Below are 24034 nucleotides of genomic sequence, written 5' to 3'. Positions count from 1 at the left end.
TCCAGCGGCCCGCCTCGAACCCGCCTCAGGCCCGGTACAGCGCCCGGTGGGCCAGCGGTCGGCTGACGGGGCGCGCTTCGGCCAGCGCCATCCGGTCCAGCCGCTCCACCACGGCGGCGGCGGCGGCAAAGCTGCGCTCGATCCGGACGGCGAGATAGGGGATCACGTCGGCCATCGGCACCAATTGCCGATCGGCGAAATGCTTGGCCAGCACCGCTCCCAGAAGCCGGTCGTCGGGGTCCTCGATGCGCGCCACCGCCGTCGCCTGAAGACGGCTGGCAAGATCGGGGAGCGCGATGTCGAGCCGCGCGGGCGCCCGGTCGGCGGTCAGCAGGAGCCGCCCGCCCGAGGCCGCGAGACGGTTGTGCAGGTGAAACAAGGTCGCTTCGGCGGCGGAAGCGAGGCGATGGATGTCCTCGACCACGATGGCCGCGCCGGGGGCGGGGGGCGGTAGACTCGGCCCGAGGTCCTGCGCCAGCAGGATCATCGCCTCGCTCTCGGCCTGCCAGACTCGGGCGAGGTGGCTCTTGCCCGATCCGGGTGGGCCGATCAGCGCCAGCTTGCCCTCGGGCCAGCGCCCGGCCGTGACCATCTCATGGGCGGCGCGGTTGGCCTGCGACAGGATGAAGTCCTCGGGTCCCAGCGCCACTGCGAGCGGCAAGTCGAGGCTCAGTTGCCACGCCATGCATCCTCCGGGCAGGTCGTGTCGGAGGAAGACGCGGAGGGTGGTGAAACCGGCGGCGGCATCGCCGTGGCCGTGCCCTGGTAGAGCGCGCTTTCCTGATAGCGGGAGATGCCGAAGCGGGCGAAGACGCCGAGCATCGCCGCGATCGGTACCGCGACCAGCATGCCCACGAAGCCGAACAGCGCCCCGAACACAGCCAGCGCGAACAAAAGCCACACCGGGTGCAGCCCGACCGAGGAGCCGACGAGCCGCGGCGTCAGGATGTTGCCCTCGATCATCTGGCCCGCCACGAAGATCCCTGCCACCGCACCGATCCAGACCCATTCGCCCCAGAACTGGAACAGCGCCAGACCGATGGCCAGAACGCCGCCGACCAGAGCTCCGACGTAAGGAATGAAGGTGACGAGACCCGCGACCGCGCCGACCACAAGGCCGAAGTTGAGCCCCACCAGCGCCAGCGCCACCGCGTAATAGGTGCCCAGGATCAGGCAGACGAGGCCCTGTCCGCGCACGAAGGAGGCCAGTGTCCGGTCGACCTCGCGCGCGAGCTGGCGGATGGTGGGGGCGTGTTCGCGCGGCAGAAGCTCGTCGATGCGCGCCACCATCCGGTCCCAGTCGACCAGCAGGTAGACCGCCACCACCGGCACCACGACGAAGAGCACCAGCAGGTTGATCACCCCCATCGCCGAGGTAAGCAGCCCGTTGAGGATCTCGCCGCCGCGGGCCTGCACGGCCGAGCCAATGGCGTCTAGTTGGCCACGGATGGTCGAGCTTTCGTCCATCACGTCGGGAAACCGCGCCGCGAGCCAGTCGCGCAGGCCCGAGAACAGCTCGGGCGCCGTCTGCACGAGCTGACTGGTCTGGCGGATCAGCGTCGGGATCAGCAGCAGCACGGCGGCGGCGAAGATCAGCACCACGCCCAGCGCGATCACCGCCACCGACATTGCCCGGCTGAGGCCCAGCCGCTCCAGCCGGTCGGCCACGGGATCGAGCAGATAGGCCAGCGCGCCACCCACGAGGAAGGGCAGGATCACATCGCCCAGGAGCCAAAGCAGAACGAAGGTCACCACGGCGATGATGGCCCAGATACGCGCCTGTTGCTGGATCGGAAGTGCCACGGAATTCGCTCCTTGCGCGGATGTCCCACCTATGTCGCCGCCGGGGCCCGGGCGCGCAAGCCTTTTGGGGCAGGCGCGACTTGGACTAGGCATGCCCCGCACAACCTGCGCGGGGGCGGAGCGGGACGGCGCTTGTCAGGTGGGCGGCTCTCCCCTACAGGGGGATTCGTCTGCCTCTTTGCCGATCCGCCTTTCTGACATAGGAATCCTCGATGCGCCTCACCCGCTATTTCCTGCCCGTGCTCAAGGAAACGCCCGCCGAGGCGCAGATCGTCAGCCACCGCTACATGCTGCGCGCGGGCCTGATCAAGCAGGCAGGCGCCGGCATCTACTCGTGGCTGCCGCTGGGGCTGCGGGTGCTGCGCAACATCGAGCGCATCGTCGACGAGGAGCAGCAGAAGGCCGGGCACATCCCGCTCCTGATGCCGACGCTGCAGCCCGCCGACCTGTGGCGCGAGAGCGGCCGCTACGAGGCGTATGGCGAGGAGATGCTGCGGATCAAGGACCGTCAGGGCCGCGACCTGCTTTATGGTCCCACCAACGAGGAGATGATCACCGACATCTTCCGCAGCTACATCTCGTCCTATCGCGACCTGCCCAAGACGCTGTACCATATCCAGTGGAAGTTCCGCGACGAGATGCGTCCGCGCTTTGGTGTGATGCGGGGCCGCGAATTCCTGATGAAGGACGGTTACAACTTCGACGTCGACCGCGAGAGCGCGCTCGAGGCCTATGACCGCCACATGGTGAGCTACCTGCGCACCTATGAGCGGATGGGCCTCAAGGCGATCCCGATGCGTGCCGATTCAGGTCCGATCGGCGGCGAGAACACGCATGAGTTCCTCGTGCTGGCCGAGACCGGCGAGAGCGAGGTGTTCTACGACAGTGCCATTCTCGACCTGCAGCTCGGCGAGCGGATGGTAAACTACGAGGATCCCGATCAGCTCAAGCAGATCGTGTCTGAATGGACCACGCCCTATGCGCGCACCGACGAGACGCATGACGCGGCGCTGTTCGCCGAGGTCCCAGAGGAGCGCCGCCGCACCTCGCGCGGGATCGAGGTCGGCCAGATCTTCTACTTCGGCACCAAGTATTCCGAGGCGATGGGCGCCACCGTGACCAACGCCGAAGGCGCGCGCGTGCCGGTCGAGATGGGCAGCCACGGCATCGGCGTCAGCGTCTGGTGGGGGCGATCATCGAGGCCAGCCACGACGACAAGGGCATCATCTGGCCCGAGGGCGTCACGCCATTCCATGTCGGCATCGTCAACCTGCGTCAGGGCGACGCCGAGACGGATGCCGCCTGCGCCGGCATCTATGCCGGCCTGCGTACACTGGGTCTCGACCCGCTTTATGACGACCGCGACGAGCGGGCGGGAGCGAAGTTCGCCACCATGGACCTGATCGGCCTGCCGTGGCGCATCACGGTGGGGCCCAAGGGGCTCAAGAACGGCGTGGTCGAACTGGTCTCGCGCCGCACCGGCGAGAGCGAGGAGCTGCCGCCCGAACAGGCGGTCGAGAAGATCGCCCGGATCTACGCCTATCTCTGAGGCCTAGACCTCGTCGGGGAGCAGCACCACGGCGCCGCGCTTGCGCCCGGTCGCGACCCGGTCATAGGCCTGCGCGATCTCCGACAGCCGGTAGCGGCTGTCGATCACCGCGCGCAGGTCGCCCGCCTCCACCAGCCGGGCGATCTCCTCCATGTCGGCGCGGGTCTCGGTGGCTACGCCGCTCTTGGCCCGCCTGCCGCCGCGCCGGGTGAAACGGGCGCCGATCTCGGTGCCGAGCCCGGCATAGACCAGCAGCAGCCGGCCCTTGGGCGCCAGAGCCCGCATCCGCAGGCCCAAGGGGGCCGTGCCCACGGCGTCGAGGATCACATCGTAATAGCCCTCGCGGGTGAACGGCGCTTCCTCGTCATGCGCGATCACCTCATGTGCGCCGAGATCGCGCACCAGATCGGCATTGGCGGCAGAGCACACCGCCGTCACCCGCGCCCGCATCGCCCGGCCGATCTGTACCGCCGCCACGCCCACCGCACCCGAGGCCCCGACCACGCAAAGCCGCTGGCCCTGCTTCAGCCGCCCCTTGTCGCGCAGGAACTGCAGCGCCGTGATCGCGCCGAAGGGCAGGGCGGCGGCCTGCCCGTGGCTCAGCACATGCGGCTTGTGCACCACGCACCCGCCTCGGGGAGCACCACCGCCTCGGCATGGGCGCCCATGGCGCTGCCGGTGCTGCCAAACACCTCGTCGCCCACGGCGAACCGGGTCACGTCTTCGCCCACCGCCTCGACCACCCCCGAAAAGGCGGTGCCCAGCACCGGGTTGCGCGGCCCCGACCAGCCGAAGGCCATCCGCACCACCAGCCCGTAGCCACGCGGCACGCTCAGCGAGCGGATGCGCCAGTCGCCCGCGCTCACCGTTCCGGCGCAAAGCCCGACGCGGATCTCTCCCTGGCCCGGCGCGGGCAGCGGCCGGTCGACGATCTCGAGATGTTCCGGGCCGCCATAGGCGCGGCAGATCACGGCGCGCATTCGCGCTCTCCTCCTGATACGGCCATGACGGCTTGCGCGCGCATGACATCCCCCTTCCAAGCTGACCCGGCCCCGGCACGTGCGTCAAGCCGCGCCGACACCGTGGCGTGAGGCGGCGCCGGGGCGGCTTGACCCCGCCCGCGACCGCCCCCAAGGTCCGCGCGCATTTCAAGGGACCCCGCATGGCCAACCGCACCGCCCCGTTTTCCGCCTTCGAGTGGATGATCGCCTGGCGCTACATCCGCGCCCGCCGCGCCGAAGGCGGGGTCAGCGTCATGACCTGGATCAGCCTCGTCGGCATCACGCTCGCGGTCTTCGCGCTGATCGCGACGCTGTCGGTGCGCGCGGGTTTCCGCGAGGAGTTCATCGACACGATCCTCGGCGCGAATGCCCATGTCACCGTCTATCAGGACAGCGTGATCGAAGGCACCGACATCACCCGGCAGGTGATCGAGGGTTACGCGGACCTGTCGCAGCGCCTCGGGCAGATCGAAGGAGTGAGCCGTGCGGCCCCGGTGGTGCGCGGGCAGGTGATGCTGAACGCGGGCAACGAGAACGCGGGCATCGAGATCTACGGCATCGCGGCCGGGGATCTCGCCTCCCTGCCGCGCATCGCCGATCCTGCAACCGGGATGGGCGACATCGCGCGGTTCGATGAGGGCATCGCTCTGGGCTCGGGGGCCGCGCGCGAACTGGGCGTGGCGATCGGCGACAAGGTCAGGGTGATCTCGCCCAACGGCGCGCGCACGCCGATGGGGCAGAGCCCGCGCGTCTCGGCCTATGAGGTGACCTATATCTTCACCGCCGGGCGCTATGACATCGACCGCACCCGCGCCTACCTGCCGCTGTCCGAGGCGCAGCTCTTCTTCAACCGCGACGGCGTGGTGGACGAGATCGAGGTGATGGTCGAGGACCCCGACAACGTGCAGGAACTTCTGCCCGAGATCCTCGATGTGGCCGGGCCGACCGCCTTCCTGTGGACGTGGCGCGACAGCGCGGGCGCATTCCTGCGCGCGCTTACGGTCGAGGACAACGTGATGTTCGTGATCCTGTCGATCCTCGTGCTGATCGCCTCGATGAACATCATCTCGGGCCTGATCATGCTGGTGAAGAACAAGGGCCGCGACATCGGCATCCTGCGCACCATGGGGCTCACCGAAGGCTCGGTGCTGCGGGTGTTCTTCATCTGCGGCGCGGGCATCGGCACGATCGGCACGCTCGCGGGCGTGATCTTGGGCTGCGCCTTCGCGATCTGGATCGACCCGATCTTCGCGGCGGTGAATTACGTCTCCGGCGGCGGGGTCTGGGACCCGTCGATCCGCGGCATCTACGCGCTGCCCGCCAAGCTGGAGCTGGGCGACGTGATCTCTGCCGTGGCCCTGTCGCTGACCCTGTCATGGGTCATCACGCTGTTTCCCGCCCGCCGCGCGGCGCGGATGAACCCAGTCGAGGCGCTGCGCTATGAGTGATCCGATCCTGAAGCTGTCCGGCCTCACCAAGACCTACAACAAGGGCAAGCCGTCCGAGGTGCAAGTGCTGCGCGGCGCGGATCTGGAGATCCAGCCGGGCGAAGTGGTTGCCTTGGTCGCCCCTTCGGGGGCAGGCAAGTCGACGCTTTTGCACATCGCGGGGCTTCTCGACACGCCCGACGAGGGCCATGTCGAGATCGCGGGGCAGGAGATGAGCAAGCTGTCGGACCGCAAGCGCACGCAGGTGCGCCGCGCCGATGTGGGCTTCATCTACCAGTTTCACCACCTGCTGCCCGAGTTCACCGCGATCGAGAACATCGTGCTGCCGCAGCTTGCCTCCGGCACGCCGCGCCGCGACGCCGAGGCACGGGCGCGCGAGTTGCTGGCGCAGGTTGGCGTCGAGCCGCGCGCCGATCACCGCCCGGCGGCGCTGTCCGGTGGCGAGCAGCAGCGCGTGGCCTTCTGCCGTGCGCTGGCCAATGCGCCGCGGCTCTTATTGGCCGACGAGCCCACGGGCAACCTCGACCCCGACACCTCGGACCGTGTGTTCGGCGCGCTGATGGAGCTGGTGCGCGGCACGGGGCTTTCGGCGCTGATCGCGACGCATAATCTGGAGCTGGCAGCGCGGATGGACCGGGTGGTTCGGATGGATCACGGGGTGGTGGCTTAGGGCGAGAAGTTCAGCATGGGTGGTGATGATATTCTGAGCAGAAGACAGGAGGCATTGGGGGTCGAAGACGGCGCGCTGATGAGGAATATCGAAAGTGACGTGTATTTCTTGCGCTCTCAGTGGGAGATCTACCAGTCTTTGTTCAGTACAAGTCGAGATCGCGTGGAGTTGTTCAACGAAGCTTCGGGTACAGTCGCATTCTTGACAGAAAAAGCCCTGTTCGAGAGTACTATTCTGGGAATTTGCAGATTAACTGATCCCTCAGCCATGCGAGGCGTACGCAACGTTTCAATTTTCCGCCTGAGAGATTTTTTGAAGGATGCGGGCGATCAGGAGAGATTTGATGCTCTCTGTCAAGATCTAAACGAAAAATCAGCATTCGCACGAAGCTGGCGCAACAAGTCGTTGGCTCATTCTGATGATGATATCCGAAATGGGCGAGCCAAGCTCGACGTTGCAAGTGTATCAAAAGTTTCCGACTGCTTGGATGCGATCGCTCGCTTGCTAAAGCTAGTGGCCGAAGTTCGGCTTGGAGTGCATTTAGTAACCCGACCTATCCTGGATGTTTCAAGCGACGAAATTTTCTTCCTTAAGGCTCTGTATGATGGTGTTCGTGCGCGCTCGGCTCGAAAAGAGAAGGCAATAGAGAGAATGAAGGAAAGAAAGTATGATGAGGCCCAAGAAGAATTAGATTATCCTTCTTGGGTTGTGCATCGCCCAGTAGAGAACTGGGAAGTGGACTAGACGTCCAATTCCTCAACGAACCGTGCATTCTCCTGAATGTACTGAAACCGCAGCTCAGGCTTCTTGCCCATCAGCCGCTCGACCAGATCCGCCGTTTCGCCCGGCTCGTCGTCGCTGATCGATACGCGGATCAGCTTGCGCGAGCCGGGGTCCATCGTCGTTTCCTTCAGATCCTTGGCGTCCATCTCGCCCAGACCCTTGAAGCGCTGCACGTCGATCTTGCCCTTGCCGCCAAGGCCCTTCGCCATCATCCGGTCCTTCTCCGCGTCGTCGGCGACGTAGAGGCGCTTGGCCCCTTGGGTCAGCCGGTAGAGCGGCGGGCAGGCCAGATACAGGTGTCCGTGGTCGATCATCGGCCGCATCTGGCTGAAGAAGAAGGTCATCAGCAGCGCCGCGATATGCGCGCCGTCGACGTCGGCGTCGGTCATGATGATGATCTTGTCGTAGCGCAGGTCGTCGACGTTGAACTTCGACCCTAAGCTGACGCCCAGCGCCTGTGTGAGGTCGTTGATCTCCTGGTTGCTCCCGAGCTTGGACGAGGCCGCGCCCAGCACGTTGAGGATCTTGCCCCTGAGCGGCAAGAGCGCCTGCGTCTTGCGATCGCGGGCCATCTTGGCCGATCCGCCCGCCGAATCGCCCTCCACGATGAAAAGCTCGGTCCCGGAGCGGTTCACGGCCGAGCAATCGACGAGCTTGCCGGGCAGCCGCAGCTTCTTGGTCGCGGTCTTGCGGGCGGTTTCCTTTTCCTGACGGCGGCGCAGCCGCTCCTCGGCGCGCAGGATCAGGAAATCGAGGATCGCGCCGGCGGATTTGGTGTCGGAGGCGAGCCAGTTGTCGAAGTGGTCGCGCACCGAGTTCTCGACGAGGCGCTGCGCCTCTGTGGTGGCGAGGCGGTCCTTGGTCTGGCCCACGAATTCGGGCTCGGCGATGAAGCACGACACCAGCGCGCAGCCGCCGGTCATCAGGTCCTCGCGGGTGATCTGGCCCGCCTTCTTGTTGTTGACGAGATCGCCATAGGCCCGGATGCCCTTGAGGATCGCGGCCCAGAACCCGGCCTCGTGGGTGCCGCCCTCGGGCGTCGGCACGGTGTTGCAGTAGGATTGGGTGAAACCGTCGCGCGAGGGGGTCCAGTTCACCGCCCATTCGACCTTGCCCGGCACGTTGAACTTCTCGCGGAACTCGACGGTGCCGGCAAAGGGCTTGTCGGCATAGGTTGATGATTTGCCCAAGGTTTCGGCGAGATAGTCGGCAAGACCGCCGGGAAAATGGAAGGTGGCCTCTTTGGGTGTTTCGCCGTCATCGATTTCCGTCTTCCAGCGGATTTCGACGCCCGAGAAGAGATAGGCCTTGGAGCGCACCATCTTGAGAAGCCGCGCGGGCTTGAAGCGGTGGTGGCCGAAGATCTCCTCATCGGCGTGGAACGTCACGGTGGTGCCGCGCCGGTTCGGAGCGGCGCCGATCTTGGCCACCGGGCCTTGGGGGATGCCGCGCGAGAACCGCTGCTCGTAAAGCTCGCGGTTGCGCGCGACCTGCACGACCATCAGATCCGACAGCGCGTTGACCACCGAGGCGCCGACGCCGTGCAGGCCGCCCGAGGTCTGGTAGCTTTGCCCGAAAACTTGCCGCCCGCATGCAGCGTGCAGAGGATCACCTCCAGCGCCGACTTGCCCGGAAACTTGGGATGCGGGTCGATCGGGATGCCGCGGCCATTGTCGCGGATCACCACCGAATAATCGGCCAGAAGCTCGACCTCGATCCGGTTGGCATGGCCGGCGACGGCCTCGTCCATGGAGTTGTCGAGCACCTCGGCCACGAGGTGGTGCAGCGCGCGCTCATCCGTGCCGCCGATATACATGCCGGGCCGCTTGCGCACCGGCTCCAGCCCCTCGAGGACTTCGATGGAGGAGGCATCGTAGGCGGCTCGGCGCCGGAGAGAAGATCGTCGGGCATGGGCACTGCTCTTGTTCTGGGGTGCCGGCCATATAACCCGGAGGCGGGGCCGGGGGCAACGCCGGGGGCGGCACGGCTTCGTTCTTATTTTGTGCCGGGGCTGGCCTGGCCGGGACCGCGCGGGCGGCCCCGGCGCGCGGTCACTGGCCCACGTTGCGGGTCTCGAAGCGCAGGCCCTTGGCGCTGCGGTTGGCAAAACCGGTCCAGTAGGTGTCGGTCTCGTGCGGGGTGCCGTCCTCTGCCCGGTCCCAGACCGCGTCGGCGCTGTCGGGCACGAGGTCGAGATATTCGGCCTTGGCGGTGTCCGACTTGAGATGCAGATCGAGGAACGCCGTCACGAAATGCTGGGTGATGTTGTTCATCCGCACCGTGTCCCAGACCGGGTCGGCGTAATGGTCGAAGGGCGCGTAGCCCAAGCTCTCGGAGACGGCCCAACTCTCCTCGGGGGCGGGCATCGGTGCCGCGGCGTTGTGGTTGGCGTTGTCGAAGGTCAGCAGGTGCCGCTCGGTCCGCGTCGTCTCCATGAAGATCGAGCGGATCGCCTCGTAGCCCGACACGTCGTCCACCCCGCCCGCGATCAGCATCAGGGGCGTGTCGATCGCCGAGAGCCCTTCGGCGTCCCAGGCCTCGCGATTGCGGCCCCACGGGCCGATCGCGACCACCGCCCGGACCCGTTCGTCGGGCAGCGCGGCCAGCGTCTCGCTCCCCATGGCGTTGATCTCCAGAAGCTGCTGCGGCGGCGCATAGGGCAGGGCACGGAACGTGTCGGTCAGGCCCGCGCCAGAGAGCACGAGCGCGCCGTAACCGCCCATCGAGTAGCCGATGACCGCCGCCGTGTCGCCATCGGTGATCGCGCCGATGGGGTCGTCCAGCCCGGCCATGCGATCGAGCACGAAGGCCTGATCGTGCGGACGGTTCACCAGCGTCGAGCCGAACGGCCCCATGTCGTCATAGGTCGAATCCGGATGGTCGATCGAGGCCACGACATAGCCTTTGGTGGCGATGTTCTCGGCCAGATGGCTCATCAGGAAGCGGTTGCCGGGATAGCCGTGCGAGACGAGGACCAGCGGGAATGCCCCTTGCGCCGCCGGCGCGGCGTCGCGTGCGGCGCGGCCCCGAAGCTGCACCTCGGTCACCCCGTCGCGCAGGAGCGCGGTATAGCTGCCACCGGCTTCGGTGCCCTCTGCCGCCGGGTACCAGACCTCGACAGTGATCTCGCGGTCGTACTCCTCGACCCCGTCCTCGGTGGCGCGGGCCACGTCCGGCACGGCTTCGCGGGTGAAGCTCATGGTGGTGACGCCGATCACGTGATCGCCCGGCGCCGCAAGCTCCGGCGCATCGGGGCGGATACGGTCGATGCGGTTCTCGGCCATCGCGGGTGCGCGATCAGCGTCGCGGCGGCCAACAGGAACTTGGTCATTCTTCATCCTCCGGGTTGCGGCGGGATGGGGGCACACTATGACCATTCGAGCAAGACGCGAGGGAGGAAACCATGCGCATTCTGTTCACCGGCGGCGCCGGCAAGGCCGGCCGTCACGCGATCCCGTATCTGCTCGAACGTGGCCACCGTGTCACCAACCTCGATCTGGTGCCACTCGATCATCCGGGCGTTTACAACCTGATCTGCGACCTTACCGATGCGGGGCAGGTGTTCAACGCGGCCCATGCCTATGCGGGCTTCGACGAACTGGAGCCGGGCACCGGCGTGCCGCGCTACGACGCCATCGTGCATTTCGCCGCCGTGCCCCGGATCCTGCTCAAGCCCGACAACGAGACCTACCGCGTCAACGTGATGAGCACCTACAACCTGCTCGACGCCGCGGCCAAGCTCGGCATCCGCAAGGTGATCTTCGCCTCCTCCGAGACGACCTACGGCGTATGCTTCCACGACGGCGAGGTGACGCCCGCCTACCTTCCCGTGGACGAAGAGCACCCGACCGTGCCGCAGGATAGCTACGCCATGTCCAAGGTGGTCAACGAGGCGACGGCAAAGAGCTTTCAGGCGCGCACCGGCTTCGACATCTACGGGCTTCGGATCAACAACGTGATCGAGCCGCATGAATACGCGCAGGCTTTCCCGGCCTATCTCGAGGATCCGAGCCTGCGGCGCCGCAATATCTTTGCCTATATCGACGCGCGCGATCTGGGCCAGATGGTTGATCGATGCCTTGCCACCGACGGGCTGGGCTACGAGGTGTTCAACGTCTCGAATGACGATCTCTCGGTCGGGCTGAGCAATGCCGAAGTGCGGGCGCGCTTCTACGAGGGCGTCGAGATCCGCCGCGAGATGGGCGAGCACGAGACCTTCTATGCCAATGACAAGGCCAAACGGATGCTGGGCTTTGCGCCCGCGCATTCTTGGCGCGACGCGCTGGACGGCTGAGACGGTTTCGGCGTCACCCGTACAATCGCGAACTGGACGGGGACGGCATGGGCGGTCTAGGGGATTTGCATGACGCAAGCAGACATCCCCGCCGCCCCCGAGAGACCCTTCGAGGCCGTCACCCGCCGTCAGCACGGGCGCAGGCTCCTTGTGCTGGCGCTGCCGCTGATCGGCTCCAACCTCGCGCAGATGGCGATGAACGTCACCGACACGGTGATGCTCGGCTGGTACGACGTCACCGCTTTGGCGGCGGCGACGCTGGCGACGTCGCTCTATTTCCTGATCTTCATCGTCGGCTCGGGCTTTGCCTGGGCGGTGATGCCGGTCGTGGCGACGGCGGCCGAGGCGAATGATGCGGTCATGGTGCGGCGCGTCACCCGCATGGGGATCTGGGTCGGCATGATCTATGCCGCGGTCTTCGTGCCGCCCCTGATGTGGACGGAAGAGATCTTTCTCGCGCTGGGGCAGGAGCCGCAGGTCGCGTCAGCGGGCGAGGCGTATCTGCGGATCGCGGCCTGGGCGATGGTGCCGGGGCTGGTGGCGATGGTGATGCGCTCGTTCCTCTCGGCGCTGGAGCACACCGGCGTGCTGCTGTGGAGCACGCTTGGCATGGCGCTGTGCAACGCGCTCCTGAACTACGCGCTGATCTTCGGGAACTGGGGCGCGCCCGAGCTGGGCATTCAAGGCGCGGCCATCGCCTCGCTGTCTATGGCGATCCTGCAGGCGGTTCTGCTCATGGCCTATGCGCTGCGCCGGCTGCCCGAATACGATCTCGTGCGCCGCATCTGGCGGCCGGATCTCGAGGTGCTGGGCCGGGTGCTGCGCTTGGGCGCGCCGATCGGCCTGACCAGCCTCGCCGAAGGGGGGTTGTTCGTGGCCACCGGCGTGATGATCGGCTGGATCGGCGCGGTGCCCTTGGCCGCGCATGGCATCGCGTTGCAGGTCACCTCGGTCGCCTTCATGGTACAGGTCGGGCTGAGCCAGGCCGCGACGGTGCGCGCGGGCCGGGCATTGGGCCGCCGCGACGAAACGGCGCTGCGGCTGATCGGTCAGTCCGGCGTCATGATGTCGGTAATCTCGGCGGGGCTGGTGGCGCTGATCTTCATCTCCATGCCCGAACCCTTCGTCACGGCCTTCGTCGATCCCGGCGACCCGGCGCGCGACCTTGTGGTCGCCACCGGCATCACGCTGTTGTCGCTCGCCGCGCTGTTCCAGATCGTCGACGCGCTCCAGGTCATGGCGCTGGGCTTGCTGCGCGGGGTGCAGGACACCGGCGTGCCGATGGTGCTCGCCGCAATCAGCTACTGGGTGATCGGCCTTCCTGCGGGCTATGTGCTGGGCTTTCCGCTGGGCCTCGGCGCGGCGGGGGTCTGGCTCGGCCTCGTGGTCGGGCTGGGGCTGGCGGCGGTAACGCTCCTGTGGCGGTTCTGGTCGCGTTCGGTCCGGATCGCCGCAGCTTAGGAACAACATGGCCCGCTGGCGGGTTGGCGGGCCATGTTCGATTTCATCACCAGCTGGATCGCCGCTGGCGGCGCCTTTGCCGTCGCGGCTCTCATGTTCCTCGAGAACGTCTTTCCCCCCATCCCCTCCGAACTGGTGATGCCGCTCGCGGGCTACAACGCCGCGACGGGAGAGGCACACCCGGCGCTGACCTTGATCGCGGGGCTGATCGGCTCGGTCGCGGGGGCGTGGATCTGGTACGAGGTCGGCCGCAGGCTCGGGCGCGAGCGGTTGATGGATTGGGTCGATCGGCACGGGCGCTGGCTGACGCTGTCACGTGAGGATGTGGAAAAGGCGCTGGGCTGGTTCGAGCGGCACGGCGCCGCGGCGATCTTCTTCGGGCGGATGATCCCCACGGTGCGCACGCTGATCTCGGTGCCTGCCGGAATTCAAGGTATGGGTATGGTCAAGTTCCTCGCCTACACCACCGCCGGATCGCTGATCTGGGTCGGCGCATTGTTCGGCGCGGGCTATCTGCTCGAGGCGCAATACGAACGGGTGCAGGGCTGGCTCAACCCGGTGACCAACGGCATCCTCGGGGTGATCGTGCTGCTCTACCTGTGGCGCGTCTTTCGCGGCAAGGGCCGCCGCAAGGAAAGCTGAGCCTCAGCCCTCCTTGCGCGCCGCCTCGACCCGGTCGGCCTTCTTGCGCACGAGGATTGTGCGCAGGTCGTGCATGGCGAGAAGCAAGGGCTCGGTGACCGCGTCGAGATCCTCGGCGCTGGCTTGGCTCTGTACCCATTGCGCGGTGAGGTTCATGTGATCGATGGCGCGGTGGATGTCGTCGATCTGCCGCGCGGCGAGAATCGCCTGCCGCCGCGTCAGCCAGGTTTCGGCGGCGGCTTGATCCTCGGGCGCGAGGGGGCGGTTGCCGGGACCGCGGATATCGCCGTTGCGGGTATTGATCACCGCGACCTGCTCGAGGTCGACCCGGCGATGCCGGGTCTCGTCGCCAATGCGATACATGGTGCCGCCCGTCTCCTTCACGCGAAAATAGTAGCCGGACAGGTCGGTCATCATCATCCCTCGCTCAGCGCAGCTCTTCGCAGAAGCGGCGGATGCGGGTGCAGGCGTCTTCGAGCGCCGCGTCCGATGTAGCGTAGCTGACGCGGAAATTCGGTGAAAGCCCGAAGGCCGCGCCGAACACGACGGCGACGCCCTCTTCCTCCAAAAGCGCCGTGGCGAATGCCTCGTCATCGCCGATCACCGTGCCGCCCGCACTGGTCTTGCCGATGCAGCCCGAGATGTCGGGATAGACGTAGAACGCCCCGTCGGGCACCGGGCAGGTGACGCCGGGCGCCGCGTTCAACCCCGCCACCACGAGGTCGCGGCGCCGCTCGAATACGGTGTTATTTGTGGCGATGAAATCTTGCGGGCCGTTGAGCGCCTCGACGGCGGCCCATTGGCTCACCGAACTGGGGTTCGAGGTCGATTGCGATTGTACCTTGGCCATGGCGCGGATCAACGCCTCGGGCCCGGCGGCATAGCCGATGCGCCAGCCGGTCATCGCATAGGCTTTGGAGACGCCGTTGACCGTCAGCGTGCGGCCCATGAGTTCCGGCTCAACCTGGGCGGGCGTGCAGAAGCGGAAATCGCCGAAGGTCAGGTGCTCGTACATGTCGTCGGTCATCACCCAGACATGGGGATGGCGCAGCAGCACTTCGCTTAGCGCCTTTAGCTCATCCCAGGAATAGCCCGCGCCGGTGGGGTTCGAGGGCGAATTGAACAGGAACCACTTGGTCGCAGGGGTGATCGCCGCCTCTAGCTGATCGGGTGTGATCTTGAAGCCGGCGGCGATGCCGCAGGCCACGGTGACCGGCGTGCCGCCCGCAAGCAGCACCATGTCGGGATAGCTTACCCAGTAGGGGGCCGGGATGATCACCTCGTCACCGGGGTTCAGCGTCGCCATCAGCGCATTGTAGAGCACCTGCTTGCCGCCGGTGCCGACGCTCACCTGCGAGGGCGTGTAGTCGAGATCATTGTCGCGTTTGAACTTGACGCAGATCGCGCGCTTCAACTCGGGGATGCCGTCGACGGCGGTGTAGCGGGTGCGGCCTTCCGCGATCGCGCGGCGCCCGGCTTCGGCGATGTTGGCGGGGGTGTCGAAATCGGGCTCGCCCGCCGAGAGGCCGATGATGTCGCGGCCTTCGGCCTTCAGCTCGGCCGCCTTGTTGGTCATTGCGATGGTGGGCGAGGGCTTCACCCGCGAGAGGGTGTCGGAGAGAAACGGCATGGCGGGCTCCGGGATGTCGCAAGGCGGGTGTGGCAGGTCGTCGCTGTTCTGGAAACGCGGCGTCGCGCATGTCATATGGCGAGGGCAGGCCGCCATCAAGCGGCGCTAGCCGGGAAGGGACGCGTGATGCAGGATGAGGGCTATTACAGCGAAACGGCCGCCACTTTCGGCGACAGGCTGGCCGGTGCGCGCGAGGGCGCGGGGCTGAGCCAGGAGGCGCTGGCGACACGGATCGGGGTAGAGGTGTCCACCCTGCAGGCTTGGGAAGACGACATGGACGAGCCCCGCGCCAACCGGCTGCAGATGCTCGCGGGTATGCTCAACGTATCGCTGAGCTGGCTCCTGACCGGGCGCGGCGATGGCCCCGAGGCCCCCACCTCCGAGACGCCGCCCATGGCCCTGTCAGAGATCCTCTCCGAAATGCGAGTGCTGCGCGCCGAAATGGTGCAGGCCGCCGAGCGCATGGCGACCTTGGAAAAGCGACTCAAGCGCAGCGTGGAGGGGGCCTCGTGAGCGGGCTGCCGATCGAGGCCGAAGCGCCCTCGGACGAACCTCGCGATACCCGCGAACGGCGCCTGCAGATGCGCTCGATGCGGCGCGGCATCAAGGAGATGGATCTGATCCTGCAGGACTTCGCCAGCCGGCGCGTTGCGGCGATGAGCGATGCGGAGCTCGGACTTTACGACCGGCTTTTGTCCGAGAACGACCACGACCTCTATGCTTGGGTGTCGGGCGCCCTTCCGGTCCCGGAGCGATATGCCGCCCTCGTGGCCGAGATCGCCGACGGCGCGCGCGGCGTGACCCGCCCGCGCTGACCCCAGCCCGAGGAAATTTAACCGTTTCTTTGTCATTCTGCCGCAATCCTGCCTTCGAGCGGGCAGAACGGAGATTTGATGATGAGTGTGCATTCCTCTTTGGAGCCGGCGCTGCGCGGAGCGCGGGATATGGCCTTCATGACGAGCTATCTCGACAGCCTCACCCTCGTGGAGCGGCTGCACCGGCTGCTGCTCGACGTGATCAAGGACGAGTTCGAGCGTGTCGGCGTGATCGAGATCAACGCCGTGCAGGCCTTGCTGCTGTTCAATGTGGGTGACAACGAGGTGACGGCGGGCGAGCTGAAGTCGCGCGGCTACTATCAGGGCAGCAATGTCAGCTACAATCTCAAGAAGCTGGTCGAGGCGGGCTATATGCACCACCAGCGCTGTCAGATCGATCGCCGGTCGGTGCGCGTGCGCCTGACCGAGAATGGGCGGCGCATCCGCGACATCGTCGATACGCTTTTCGAGAGCCATGCGGCGGGGATGCTGTCGCGCGGCGTGCTTGACCAGACCGGGATCGACGACATCACCATGTCGCTGCGCCGGATCGAACGCTACTGGACCGATCAGATCCGCTATATCTACTGACCCCGCCGCCGCCCCTGTCGTGACGGCTGCGGGGCTAGGGTCAGGGCCTTACCAGTGGCCGGAGTTTTCCATGCTGGCCCAAGGCTCTTGCGCCGGAAGGGCGTCGCCCTCCTGCAAAAGCTCGATCGAGACGTTGTCGGGCGAACGCACAAAGGCCATGTGCCCGTCGCGCGGCGGCCGGTTGATCGTGACGCCGTTCTCCTGAAGGTGACGGCAGGTCTCGTAGATGTCGTCCACCCGGTAGGCGAGGTGGCCGAAATGGCGGCTGTCGGAGGGTAGCCCCTCGTCGCCGTCCCAGTTCCAGGTCAACTCGACCGGGCATTCCTCCTGACCGGGAGGGGCCATGAAGACGAGGGTGAAGCGCCCGCCTTCGCTCTCCTTGCGGCTGGTCTCCCTGAGGCCGAGCAGTTCGTAAAAGGCCATGCTCTTCTCGAGGTCCTTCACTCGAACCATGGTGTGCAGATATTTCAATGCCATTGCGCGCGGCCTCCTCGTTGCGGTGCGGCACGGAGCCTAGCACGCCACGCGCCCGCCGCCAGTGCCGCACCTTAGAAGGCCGAACGCAGGCCGAGATCCAGGGTCAGGGTTTCCTCATCGAACAGATCGACCTGCGACCAGACCCGCTCGGCGCTCAGCCCCACTTCGGGATAGAATCCGTAGCGCCCGAGATCGGGCAATCCGATCCGCGCATCAAGCCGCAGCGATCGGTCGTCGCGCCCGCCCGTAGTATAGCGCGAGGCATCGTAATCGCGCCATTCGCCCTCGATTCCAAGGCCGAGCCGCGCCGGGCCAAAGCTCCGCCCGAATCTGTAGTCGGCTCCGAGTGCGACACTTTCGTGGCCGGTGTCGGGCCGGTCGCTGCGCAGGTCGCGCAGCCGGGCCGTGAGGTCGAGCCGGTCATCGCCGACCCGCTGCCGCAACACCGCGCCGACCGACGGCATCCACCAGTCCGCCGTTATGTCGCGTCGCTCCACCCGCTCCAGCCCGAGCGACAGCTCTAGCCTGCGCCCGGCATCGAGCGCCACGCCCCGCGAAGCCCCAAGCCGCAGCGTGTCCAGATAGGGTTCGCCCCCGTACCAGGTTCGCGCCAGCTCGGCCGAAAGGTCGATCGGCGGGGCACCGCTGCGCAACAGCCGGTGGTTCGCGCCAAAGCCCAGTACCGCCTGTGCGAAATCCCGGCCCCGCGCTTCCGGCGCCTGCGCCCGCGCGCTGTCGCTGAGCCGGTAGGTCCGCCCCATGGCGCGAAAATCGAGCCGCACGGGGCCGGTCGGGAGGGGCGGCAGGTCGTAGCCAAGCTCTACCGAGCCGGTGACCGCAAGACCCGACAAAGCCCGCGCGTCACCGGACAGCTCGAACTCGAAAGGCAGGCCGGGCAGCGTCAGGGTCCGCGCGCGGCTGCCGCCGTTGACGTTCGACGACGGCGCCACGTTCAGCCCCAGCCGGAAGGATAGCGGGTTTCGCGACGCGACCATGCGGTAGTCGCGTGCCAGCCCGGCGGCCGCACGTAGGTCGGGCGCGTCGGGTTCGGCCCGGCGCAACCAGAACTGCGCCCGGGTGAAGCGCCCCTGCTTGGCCAGGGCGAAAGCCACGATGCGCGCCATGCGAAACCGCGCCGGTCCCTCGATGCGGGCATGGGCGCGCCGGGCCAATTCCTGCGCCCTGGCCCAGTCGCCGCGCGCCACGGCCCCTTCGGCGGCCAGCGTCAGCGCCGTGGCGTCCCGGGGGTCATGCGCCAGCAACGCGCGCGCCATCGTCTCGGCCTGCGCGAGATTGCCCCGCGCCATCTCGGACACCGCGAGCGCGCGCAGCCCTGCGGCGTCGAGCGTGGTCTGCGCCGTGGCAGGGCCCGTCAGGCCGAGCGCCAGCACCGCCGTCGCGGCAAGGGTCCGCAGACGCATCGGCCGCATCAGCGGTTGGCGTCGCGGTACAGGATGAAGCCCCCGGTCTCCTGCGCCGTCACACCGTCGTATCGCGGATCGTTCGACGTCATCACCAGCACGCCGACCACCTCGCCGCCCGTGTCGAGATCGCCGCCGATGATGCCGTAATAGGTGCCGTCCTCATAATCCTGAACCCTGCCGTCAACCGCGACGCGGCTGCTGATGGAGCCGAGGATTTCGCCGTCGTCGGTGACCGAACCGGTGGCGAGGGTGAACCGGGCCACCGGCAGGTCGAGCACGGCGGTGCCCGTGGCATCCTCGCGCCGGGAGCCGCTGCGGTTGACCACGATGTCGGCGCCGTCACGCGTATAGGCGCGGCGGTCATAGAGCACCCCGTCGACACCTTCCGAGCTGTTGAAATCGGTGAAATCGACCGCGATGCTCATCTTGGCCTCGGTCAGCTCCTGACCACCGCGCCCGTCAAAGACGCGCAGGCCCGCGTAATCGCCCACGAAAACCGCCTGACCGTCGCGCCGGGTCGGCAGTTCCATGCCGCCGTTGCGCTCGTAGAGAAAGCCGCCGAAGCCATAGCCCGTAAAATCGCCGCTGCGCACGATCGCAAAGCGCGACACCGGCAGGCGCTCGCCATCCACGGTGGTGCGGTTGGTGCTCACCCCATAGATCGCGCGGTAGTCGAGCTGATCCACCTCCTCGCCGTTCACCCTGTCCGTGACGGTCCGGTCGCTCTCGAACACGGCATAGCCGCCGAGCGTGTCGGGGCTGTCGTTGGGTTGATAGGGGCCGACCCCGTCGAAGGCGAGGTTGTCGACGGTGAAACTCTGGGCAGCGGCATTGTAGGAGACCGTCCGCACGAAGCCGCCGCCCGCCTCGCCCTCGGGCTCGAACCGCACGATGGAATCGTCGGGCGTAGGGTTGGTGGTGCCGGGCGGCACCTCGATATCGCCGTCAAAGCCATCGTCGTCGTCCGGGGCGTCGGGCGTCGTGTCGTCGCCGGCGTCGGTCGTCTCCTCCCCCTCGAATTCGAAGGGCTGGCCATCGCCGCAGCCGGTCAGAAGCGCCAGCAGCGCGGCGGTGGAGAGAAGACGGATCATCGGGCGGCCCTCGGCTCTGCGTGTCGCGCCGACTGTCCGGGCGGGGCGGGGGGGTGTCAACGCGCGCCGCCCTGCGCGCCGGTCCCGGTGCGGGGTTGTTTCCCTCCTGCCACGCGGCGGCTATGGATGGGCAGACCCGGATTCAGGAGACTCCCCCATGCCGCTGACGCCCGAGCAGGACGCCGAGATCGCCGATCTGCGCGCCACCCCCCGATCCACCCTGCGCGCCGTCTCGGACGGGGCCGAAAAGCACCTCTACCGCGCGATGCCGGTGCTCGACCACGGCTTCGTGCGGATGATCGACTACATGGGCGACGACGCCGCGATCTGTCAGGCGGCGCGCGTCAGCTACGGGCGCGGCACCAAGTCGGTGCAGAACGACGAGGGGCTGATCCGCTACCTGATGCGGCACTGGCACTCGACGCCGTTCGAGATGTGCGAGCTGAAGCTGCACGTGAAGCTGCCCGTCTTCGTCGCGCGCCAGTGGATCCGCCACCGCACCGCTAACGTCAACGAATACTCCGCCCGCTACTCGATCCTCGACCGGGAGTTCTACATCCCGCGGCCTGAAGACCTCGCCGCGCAGTCGAGCCAGAACAATCAGGGCCGGGGCGATGTGCTGGGCGCGGAGGAATCGGCCCGCGTGCTCGACTGGCTGCGCGAAGACGCGCATCGCGCCTATGACCATTACGAGGCGATGATCTCGGACACGTCACCTGATGGGGGAGGCCAGCAGGGCCTCGCGCGCGAACTGGCGCGGATGAACCTGCCCGCCAACATCTACACGCAGTGGTATTGGAAGGTGGACCTGCACAACCTGTTTCACTTCCTGCGCCTGCGCGCCGATCCCCACGCGCAATACGAGATCCGGGTCTATGCCGACGCAATCTGCGAGATGGTCAGGGACTGGGTGCCCGCCGCCTACCGCGCCTTCGAGGAGTATCGCCTCGGGGGGGTGACGCTTTCAGCTTCCGGTGTAAAGTGCCTGCGTCGGATGCTCGCTGGGGAGGAGGTGACTCAGGAGACGTCCGGGATGAGTGCTCGGGAGTGGCGGGAGTTTGAGGCTATCGTTGGAAAATGAGCGAGATTTGGTCTTGGCTTACTATAAAGATGGGCCACCTATTTACGCCTGCCCGGATGATACTCATCGGGATCACAGTGCCCTACCTGTCGATCAAAGATCCTTTTGAATATCTTGCCAAAAACGAAATAGAGGCATCGTTCTCAAACGCAAAATATTTGCTTTTTATCGTCTTGTGTGTGGCGCTGGCCTTGTTTGCCTTTGAGGTGGTAAAAAGCCTGTGGGGAAGAATTATTGGTATATACAAATGCATGGTACGGCATTGGGGTGCGGCAAATTCCAACCTTTCGCTCCGACCTCAAGTAATTCTTAGTCTTGTCGAAAGTCAGGAGCCAGATGCAACCCAACTGCGGTCAAGTCATCCTGATGTGAGATTGTTAAGAAAGAACGGATACATAGAGCGGTACTATGTCGCCGCTTATATGTTGGGCGACCCCTATGACCTCTATAAAGTATCTGCATCAGGCAGGATTGCATTAAAGTATGTAAATATTGAGGGCTTTATGACGAAAAGTGACCGGGATAGGGAGGAGTTCCTATCTCAAGTCGCTCCATATCAGTTCCACGTTGAGTAAATCTGAAGAACGATTGTTAAACTTTCCGCAAATTCCCCGCCATCTCCCGACCATCCCGCCCTTCGATCAACTCGAACTCCACCGGCTCGTCATCGGCGAGGCCGGTGAGGCCGGAGCGTTCCACCGCCGAGATGTGGACGAAGATGTCCTTGCCGCCATCCTCCGGCGCGATGAAACCATAGCCCTTGGTGGTGTTGAACCATTTCACGGTGCCCTTCGGCATGGCACATACTCCCGTCACTGGAACTGCGACCGCACGCCTTGCGGTTGCCAAGGACAGTAGGCGCGGCACTGAAAGGCAAATCACATGTGGAGGGAAAGATGCGGGTTCTCGGGCTGAAGAACTGCGACAAGACGCGCGCCGCGATGAAGGCGCTGACCGCGCAAGGGCATGATCCAGTGCTGGTCGACGTGCGGGCGGAGCCTCTGGAGGCGGAGGAGCGCGCGGCGATCGTCGCGGCCTTTGGCGACCGTGCGATCAACCGCTCCTCGACCACGTGGCGGGGGCTGGGCGAGGACGAAAAAGCCCGGCCAGTGGCCGGGCTTCTGGAGGATCACCCGGCGCTTCTGAAGCGCCCGGTGATCGAAGAGGGCGGGGCCTACCGCCAAGGGGTCTAGGGCCTCAGCCCGCGCGGCGCAGGTCCGGCGGCGTCGCCTCGTCGCGGAGGCGCGTCAGAACGTCGTCGAGCGGCAGCACCTCGGAGCGGTTCTCGCCCAAGCGACGCAGGCTGACGGTGCGCTCCTCGACCTCGCGGCCGCCGATGGCGAGGATCACCGGCACCTTGCCGACCGAATGCTCGCGCACCTTGTAGTTGATCTTCTCGTTGCGGGTGTCGGCCTCGGCGCGGATGCCGGCGCGTCGCAGCGCCGCGACCACCTCGTGCACGTAGTCGTCGGCATCCGAGACGATCGAGGCCACGACGACCTGACGCGGTGCGAGCCAGAGCGGCAGGCGACCGGCGTGGTTCTCGATCAGGATGCCCAAGAACCGCTCGAACGAGCCAAGGATCGCGCGGTGCAGCATGACGGGCCGCGCCTTGTCGCCCTTTTCGTTGACGAACTCCGCATCCAGCCGGTCGGGCAGGTTGAAATCGGCCTGGAAGGTGCCGCACTGCCACTCGCGCCCGATCGCGTCGGTGAGCTTGAAGTCGAGCTTGGGGCCATAGAACGCGCCTTCGCCCGGATCGACGGTATACTCCGCCCCGGCCTTCTGGATCGCCTTTTCGAGCGCAGTCTCGGCTTTGTCCCAGATCTCGTCCGAACCCACGCGGGTCTCGGGCCGGGTCGAGAGCTTGATGTCGAACTTCTCGAAGCCGAGATCGTGATAGACCGAAGCCAGCAGGCCGATGAAGTCGGCGCATTCCTGCTCCAGCTGGTCTTCGGTGCAGAAGATATGCGCGTCGTCCTGCACGAAGCCGCGCACCCGCATCAGCCCGTGCATGGAGCCCGAGGATTCGTAGCGGTGGCAGGAGCCGAACTCCGCGAGCCTGAGCGGCAGGTCGCGGTAGGATTTGAGGCCCTGATTGTACACCTGCACGTGGCAGGGGCAGTTCATGGGTTTGAGCGCATTGGTGCGCTTTTCCTTCGCGCCTTCCTCGTCCACCTCGACGATGAACATGTTCTCGCGATACGCCTCCCAGTGGCCCGACCGCTCCCACAGCACCCGGTCGACGACCTGCGGCGTGCGGATTTCGCGGTAACCGGCGGCGTTCTGGCGGCGGCGCATGTAGTCTTCGAGCGCGCGGTAGACGGTCCAGCCGTTCGGGTGCCAGAACACCATGCCCGGCGCTTCCTCCTGCAGGTGATACAGGTCCATCTCGCGGCCGAGCTTGCGGTGGTCGCGCTTGGCGGCCTCCTCCAGCATGGTCAGATGCGCCTTGAGCTCGTCGCGGTTGCGGAAACCGACGCCCGAGATGCGCTGCAGCTGCGGCCGCGACACGTCGCCGAACCAGTAGGCACCCGAGACGCCCATCAGCTTGAACGCGTCGGCCGGCAGCTGGCCCAGATGCTGAAGATGCGGACCGCGGCAGAGATCCTGCCACTCGCCATGCCAGTACATGCGGATCGGTGCGTCCTCGGGGATGCGGTCGAGAAGCTCGATCTTGAAGGTCTCGCCGCGCTCCTGATAGTAGGCGCGCGCCTGCGCCCGGTCCCACACCTCGTTGCGGATCGGCTCGGACTTGGCGATGATTTCCTTCATCTTCTTCTCGATCGCGCCGAGGTCTTCGGGGGTGAAGGGCTCGGAGCGGTCGAAGTCGTAGAACCAGCCATTCTCGGTGACCGGGCCGATGGTGACCTTCACGTCGGGCCAGATCTCCTGCACCGCGCGGGCCATCACATGCGCGAAGGCATGGCGCATCAGTTCGAGCGAGGGCGCTTCGTCCTTGGTCGAGTGAATGGCGATCTGGCTGTCATGTTGGATCGGCCAGCTCAGGTCCCAGTGATTGCCGTTCACATCGGCGGAGATGGCCTTCTTGGCGAGGCTGGGCGAAATCGACTGCGCCACCTCGGCGGCGGTGACGCCTGCGGGGTAGTCGCGGCTGTTGCCGTCGGGAAAGGTGAGGGAGATCTGGGCCATGTCGGCCTCCTCGTCGGTTTGGCGCCCACGGAACGCCCGGTTGCGGGTTATATGCGTGAGGGGCTTGATGATCGGGCAGGGCCGAGCTGTCAAGCGCGGGGCTTGCCATCGGGCGCGCGCG

Annotated in this window: 24 protein-coding genes and 2 pseudogenes; 13 read left to right on the top strand and 13 right to left on the bottom strand. The window is 66.3% G+C overall.

What is annotated here, in order from left to right; translation table 11 throughout:
* Nucleotides 1-25 precede the first annotated feature (25 nt).
* A complete protein-coding gene (locus tag MBELCI_RS00470; RefSeq protein WP_021692154.1) occupies nucleotides 26-685 on the bottom strand; it encodes a P-loop NTPase family protein in 660 nt (219 codons plus the stop codon).
* Nucleotides 670-1803 (bottom strand): AI-2E family transporter, encoded by a 1134-nt coding sequence (locus tag MBELCI_RS00465; RefSeq protein ID WP_021692153.1) that lies wholly within the window; start codon nucleotides 1801-1803, stop codon nucleotides 670-672. Before MBELCI_RS00465 ends, MBELCI_RS00470 begins: the two co-directional genes overlap by 16 nt.
* 212 nt (nucleotides 1804-2015) lie before the next feature.
* Here MBELCI_RS00465 and proS point away from each other — a divergent pair.
* Nucleotides 2016-3352, top strand: a pseudogene (gene proS / locus MBELCI_RS00460) (proline--tRNA ligase).
* Between the two features lie 3 nt (nucleotides 3353-3355).
* Here proS and MBELCI_RS20910 read toward each other — a convergent pair.
* Both MBELCI_RS20910 and MBELCI_RS20905 read right to left on the bottom strand, forming a co-directional pair.
* Nucleotides 3356-3973 (bottom strand): NAD(P)-dependent alcohol dehydrogenase, encoded by a 618-nt coding sequence (locus tag MBELCI_RS20910; protein WP_021692151.1) that lies wholly within the window; start codon nucleotides 3971-3973, stop codon nucleotides 3356-3358.
* A complete protein-coding gene (locus tag MBELCI_RS20905) occupies nucleotides 3952-4332 on the bottom strand; it encodes an alcohol dehydrogenase catalytic domain-containing protein (protein WP_021692150.1) in 381 nt (126 codons plus the stop codon). The genes MBELCI_RS20910 and MBELCI_RS20905 overlap by 22 nt, the downstream gene beginning before the upstream one ends.
* A 182-nt stretch (nucleotides 4333-4514) precedes the next feature.
* On the opposite strand from MBELCI_RS20905, the gene MBELCI_RS00450 reads away from it, so the two are divergent.
* From MBELCI_RS00450 to MBELCI_RS20645, 3 genes are read left to right on the top strand one after another with little or no spacing between them, the layout of a single operon-like run.
* The gene (locus MBELCI_RS00450; protein ID WP_021692148.1) at nucleotides 4515-5801 is read left to right on the top strand and encodes a lipoprotein-releasing ABC transporter permease subunit; all 1287 of its coding nucleotides are present in this window, start codon (nucleotides 4515-4517) and stop codon (nucleotides 5799-5801) included.
* Entirely contained in the window at nucleotides 5794-6471 is a 678-nt protein-coding gene (locus MBELCI_RS00445; protein ID WP_021692147.1) for an ABC transporter ATP-binding protein, read from the top strand. The genes MBELCI_RS00450 and MBELCI_RS00445 overlap by 8 nt, the downstream gene beginning before the upstream one ends.
* A 15-nt stretch (nucleotides 6472-6486) precedes the next feature.
* Nucleotides 6487-7215, top strand: coding sequence for an AbiU2 domain-containing protein (locus MBELCI_RS20645; RefSeq protein ID WP_131505492.1), 729 nt, complete (start codon nucleotides 6487-6489; stop codon nucleotides 7213-7215).
* On the opposite strand, the pseudogene parE reads toward MBELCI_RS20645, so the two are convergent.
* Both parE and MBELCI_RS00435 read right to left on the bottom strand, forming a co-directional pair.
* Nucleotides 7212-9165 (bottom strand): annotated as a pseudogene (gene parE / locus MBELCI_RS00440) (DNA topoisomerase IV subunit B). The gene MBELCI_RS20645 and the pseudogene parE sit on opposite strands and share 4 nt — an antisense overlap.
* Nucleotides 9166-9305: 140 nt before the next feature.
* A complete protein-coding gene (locus MBELCI_RS00435; RefSeq protein WP_021692144.1) occupies nucleotides 9306-10592 on the bottom strand; it encodes an alpha/beta hydrolase family protein in 1287 nt (428 codons plus the stop codon).
* Between the two features lie 65 nt (nucleotides 10593-10657).
* Here MBELCI_RS00435 and MBELCI_RS00430 point away from each other — a divergent pair, with 65 nt between their 5' ends.
* From MBELCI_RS00430 to MBELCI_RS00420, 3 genes are all read left to right on the top strand, one after another.
* Complete coding sequence (locus tag MBELCI_RS00430; RefSeq protein ID WP_021692143.1) at nucleotides 10658-11548, top strand: NAD-dependent epimerase/dehydratase family protein; 891 nt, start codon at nucleotides 10658-10660, stop codon at nucleotides 11546-11548.
* 69 nt (nucleotides 11549-11617) lie between these two features.
* On the top strand, nucleotides 11618-13009 hold the full coding sequence (locus tag MBELCI_RS00425; protein WP_021692142.1) for an MATE family efflux transporter: 1392 nt from the start codon (nucleotides 11618-11620) through the stop codon (nucleotides 13007-13009).
* Between the two features lie 33 nt (nucleotides 13010-13042).
* The gene (locus MBELCI_RS00420; RefSeq protein WP_021692141.1) at nucleotides 13043-13651 is read left to right on the top strand and encodes a DedA family protein; all 609 of its coding nucleotides are present in this window, start codon (nucleotides 13043-13045) and stop codon (nucleotides 13649-13651) included.
* A gap of 3 nt (nucleotides 13652-13654) precedes the next feature.
* On the opposite strand, the gene MBELCI_RS00415 is transcribed toward MBELCI_RS00420, so the two are convergent.
* Entirely contained in the window at nucleotides 13655-14065 is a 411-nt protein-coding gene (locus tag MBELCI_RS00415) for a hypothetical protein (RefSeq protein WP_200861237.1), read from the bottom strand.
* Nucleotides 14066-14078: 13 nt separating this feature from the next.
* The gene (locus MBELCI_RS00410; RefSeq protein WP_045319509.1) at nucleotides 14079-15281 is read right to left on the bottom strand and encodes a pyridoxal phosphate-dependent aminotransferase; all 1203 of its coding nucleotides are present in this window, start codon (nucleotides 15279-15281) and stop codon (nucleotides 14079-14081) included.
* 126 nt (nucleotides 15282-15407) lie between these two features.
* On the opposite strand from MBELCI_RS00410, the gene MBELCI_RS00405 reads away from it, so the two are divergent.
* The 3 genes from MBELCI_RS00405 to MBELCI_RS00395 all read left to right on the top strand — a co-directional run bounded on the left by MBELCI_RS00405 (nucleotide 15408) and on the right by MBELCI_RS00395 (nucleotide 16687).
* Nucleotides 15408-15794 (top strand): helix-turn-helix domain-containing protein, encoded by a 387-nt coding sequence (locus tag MBELCI_RS00405; protein WP_021692138.1) that lies wholly within the window; start codon nucleotides 15408-15410, stop codon nucleotides 15792-15794.
* Nucleotides 15791-16096, top strand: coding sequence for a succinate dehydrogenase assembly factor 2 (locus MBELCI_RS00400; RefSeq protein WP_021692137.1), 306 nt, complete (start codon nucleotides 15791-15793; stop codon nucleotides 16094-16096). Before MBELCI_RS00405 ends, MBELCI_RS00400 begins: the two co-directional genes overlap by 4 nt.
* Before the next feature lie 81 nt (nucleotides 16097-16177).
* Nucleotides 16178-16687: a MarR family winged helix-turn-helix transcriptional regulator gene (locus MBELCI_RS00395; RefSeq protein ID WP_045319527.1), complete on the top strand. Its 510-nt coding sequence runs from the start codon at nucleotides 16178-16180 to the stop codon at nucleotides 16685-16687.
* Between the two features lie 48 nt (nucleotides 16688-16735).
* Here MBELCI_RS00395 and MBELCI_RS00390 read toward each other — a convergent pair whose 3' ends face one another.
* From MBELCI_RS00390 to MBELCI_RS00380, 3 genes are all read right to left on the bottom strand, one after another.
* A complete protein-coding gene (locus tag MBELCI_RS00390) occupies nucleotides 16736-17164 on the bottom strand; it encodes a VOC family protein (RefSeq protein ID WP_021692135.1) in 429 nt (142 codons plus the stop codon).
* 71 nt (nucleotides 17165-17235) lie between these two features.
* A complete protein-coding gene (locus tag MBELCI_RS00385) occupies nucleotides 17236-18585 on the bottom strand; it encodes a hypothetical protein (RefSeq protein WP_021692134.1) in 1350 nt (449 codons plus the stop codon).
* A gap of 8 nt (nucleotides 18586-18593) precedes the next feature.
* A complete protein-coding gene (locus tag MBELCI_RS00380; RefSeq protein WP_021692133.1) occupies nucleotides 18594-19679 on the bottom strand; it encodes a hypothetical protein in 1086 nt (361 codons plus the stop codon).
* 157 nt (nucleotides 19680-19836) lie between these two features.
* Between MBELCI_RS00380 and thyX the strand changes: the two genes are divergently transcribed.
* Nucleotides 19837-20760: an FAD-dependent thymidylate synthase gene (gene thyX / locus MBELCI_RS00375; RefSeq protein WP_021692132.1), complete on the top strand. Its 924-nt coding sequence runs from the start codon at nucleotides 19837-19839 to the stop codon at nucleotides 20758-20760.
* Nucleotides 20757-21335, top strand: coding sequence for a hypothetical protein (locus tag MBELCI_RS20640; RefSeq protein ID WP_131505491.1), 579 nt, complete (start codon nucleotides 20757-20759; stop codon nucleotides 21333-21335). Before thyX ends, MBELCI_RS20640 begins: the two co-directional genes overlap by 4 nt.
* A gap of 16 nt (nucleotides 21336-21351) precedes the next feature.
* Here the strand turns inward: MBELCI_RS20640 and MBELCI_RS00370 are convergent, their stop codons facing one another.
* Complete coding sequence (locus tag MBELCI_RS00370) at nucleotides 21352-21558, bottom strand: cold-shock protein (RefSeq protein ID WP_021692131.1); 207 nt, start codon at nucleotides 21556-21558, stop codon at nucleotides 21352-21354.
* 98 nt (nucleotides 21559-21656) lie between these two features.
* On the opposite strand from MBELCI_RS00370, the gene MBELCI_RS00365 reads away from it, so the two are divergent.
* Nucleotides 21657-21953, top strand: a complete 297-nt coding sequence (locus MBELCI_RS00365; protein WP_045319507.1) for an arsenate reductase family protein — start codon at nucleotides 21657-21659, stop codon at nucleotides 21951-21953.
* A gap of 4 nt (nucleotides 21954-21957) precedes the next feature.
* On the opposite strand, the gene thrS is transcribed toward MBELCI_RS00365, so the two are convergent.
* Nucleotides 21958-23913 carry a threonine--tRNA ligase gene (gene thrS, locus MBELCI_RS00360; protein WP_021692129.1) on the bottom strand — a complete coding sequence of 652 codons (1956 nt, stop codon included), beginning with the start codon at nucleotides 23911-23913 and terminating at the stop codon, nucleotides 21958-21960.
* Nucleotides 23914-24034: the final 121 nt, after the last annotated feature.

The sequence above is a fragment of the Limimaricola cinnabarinus LL-001 genome, assembly GCF_000466965.1.
Taxonomy (GTDB): domain Bacteria; phylum Pseudomonadota; class Alphaproteobacteria; order Rhodobacterales; family Rhodobacteraceae; genus Limimaricola; species Limimaricola cinnabarinus.
Note: the sequence above shows the minus strand (reverse complement) of the source record. Positions and strands in the feature narration are given on the sequence as shown.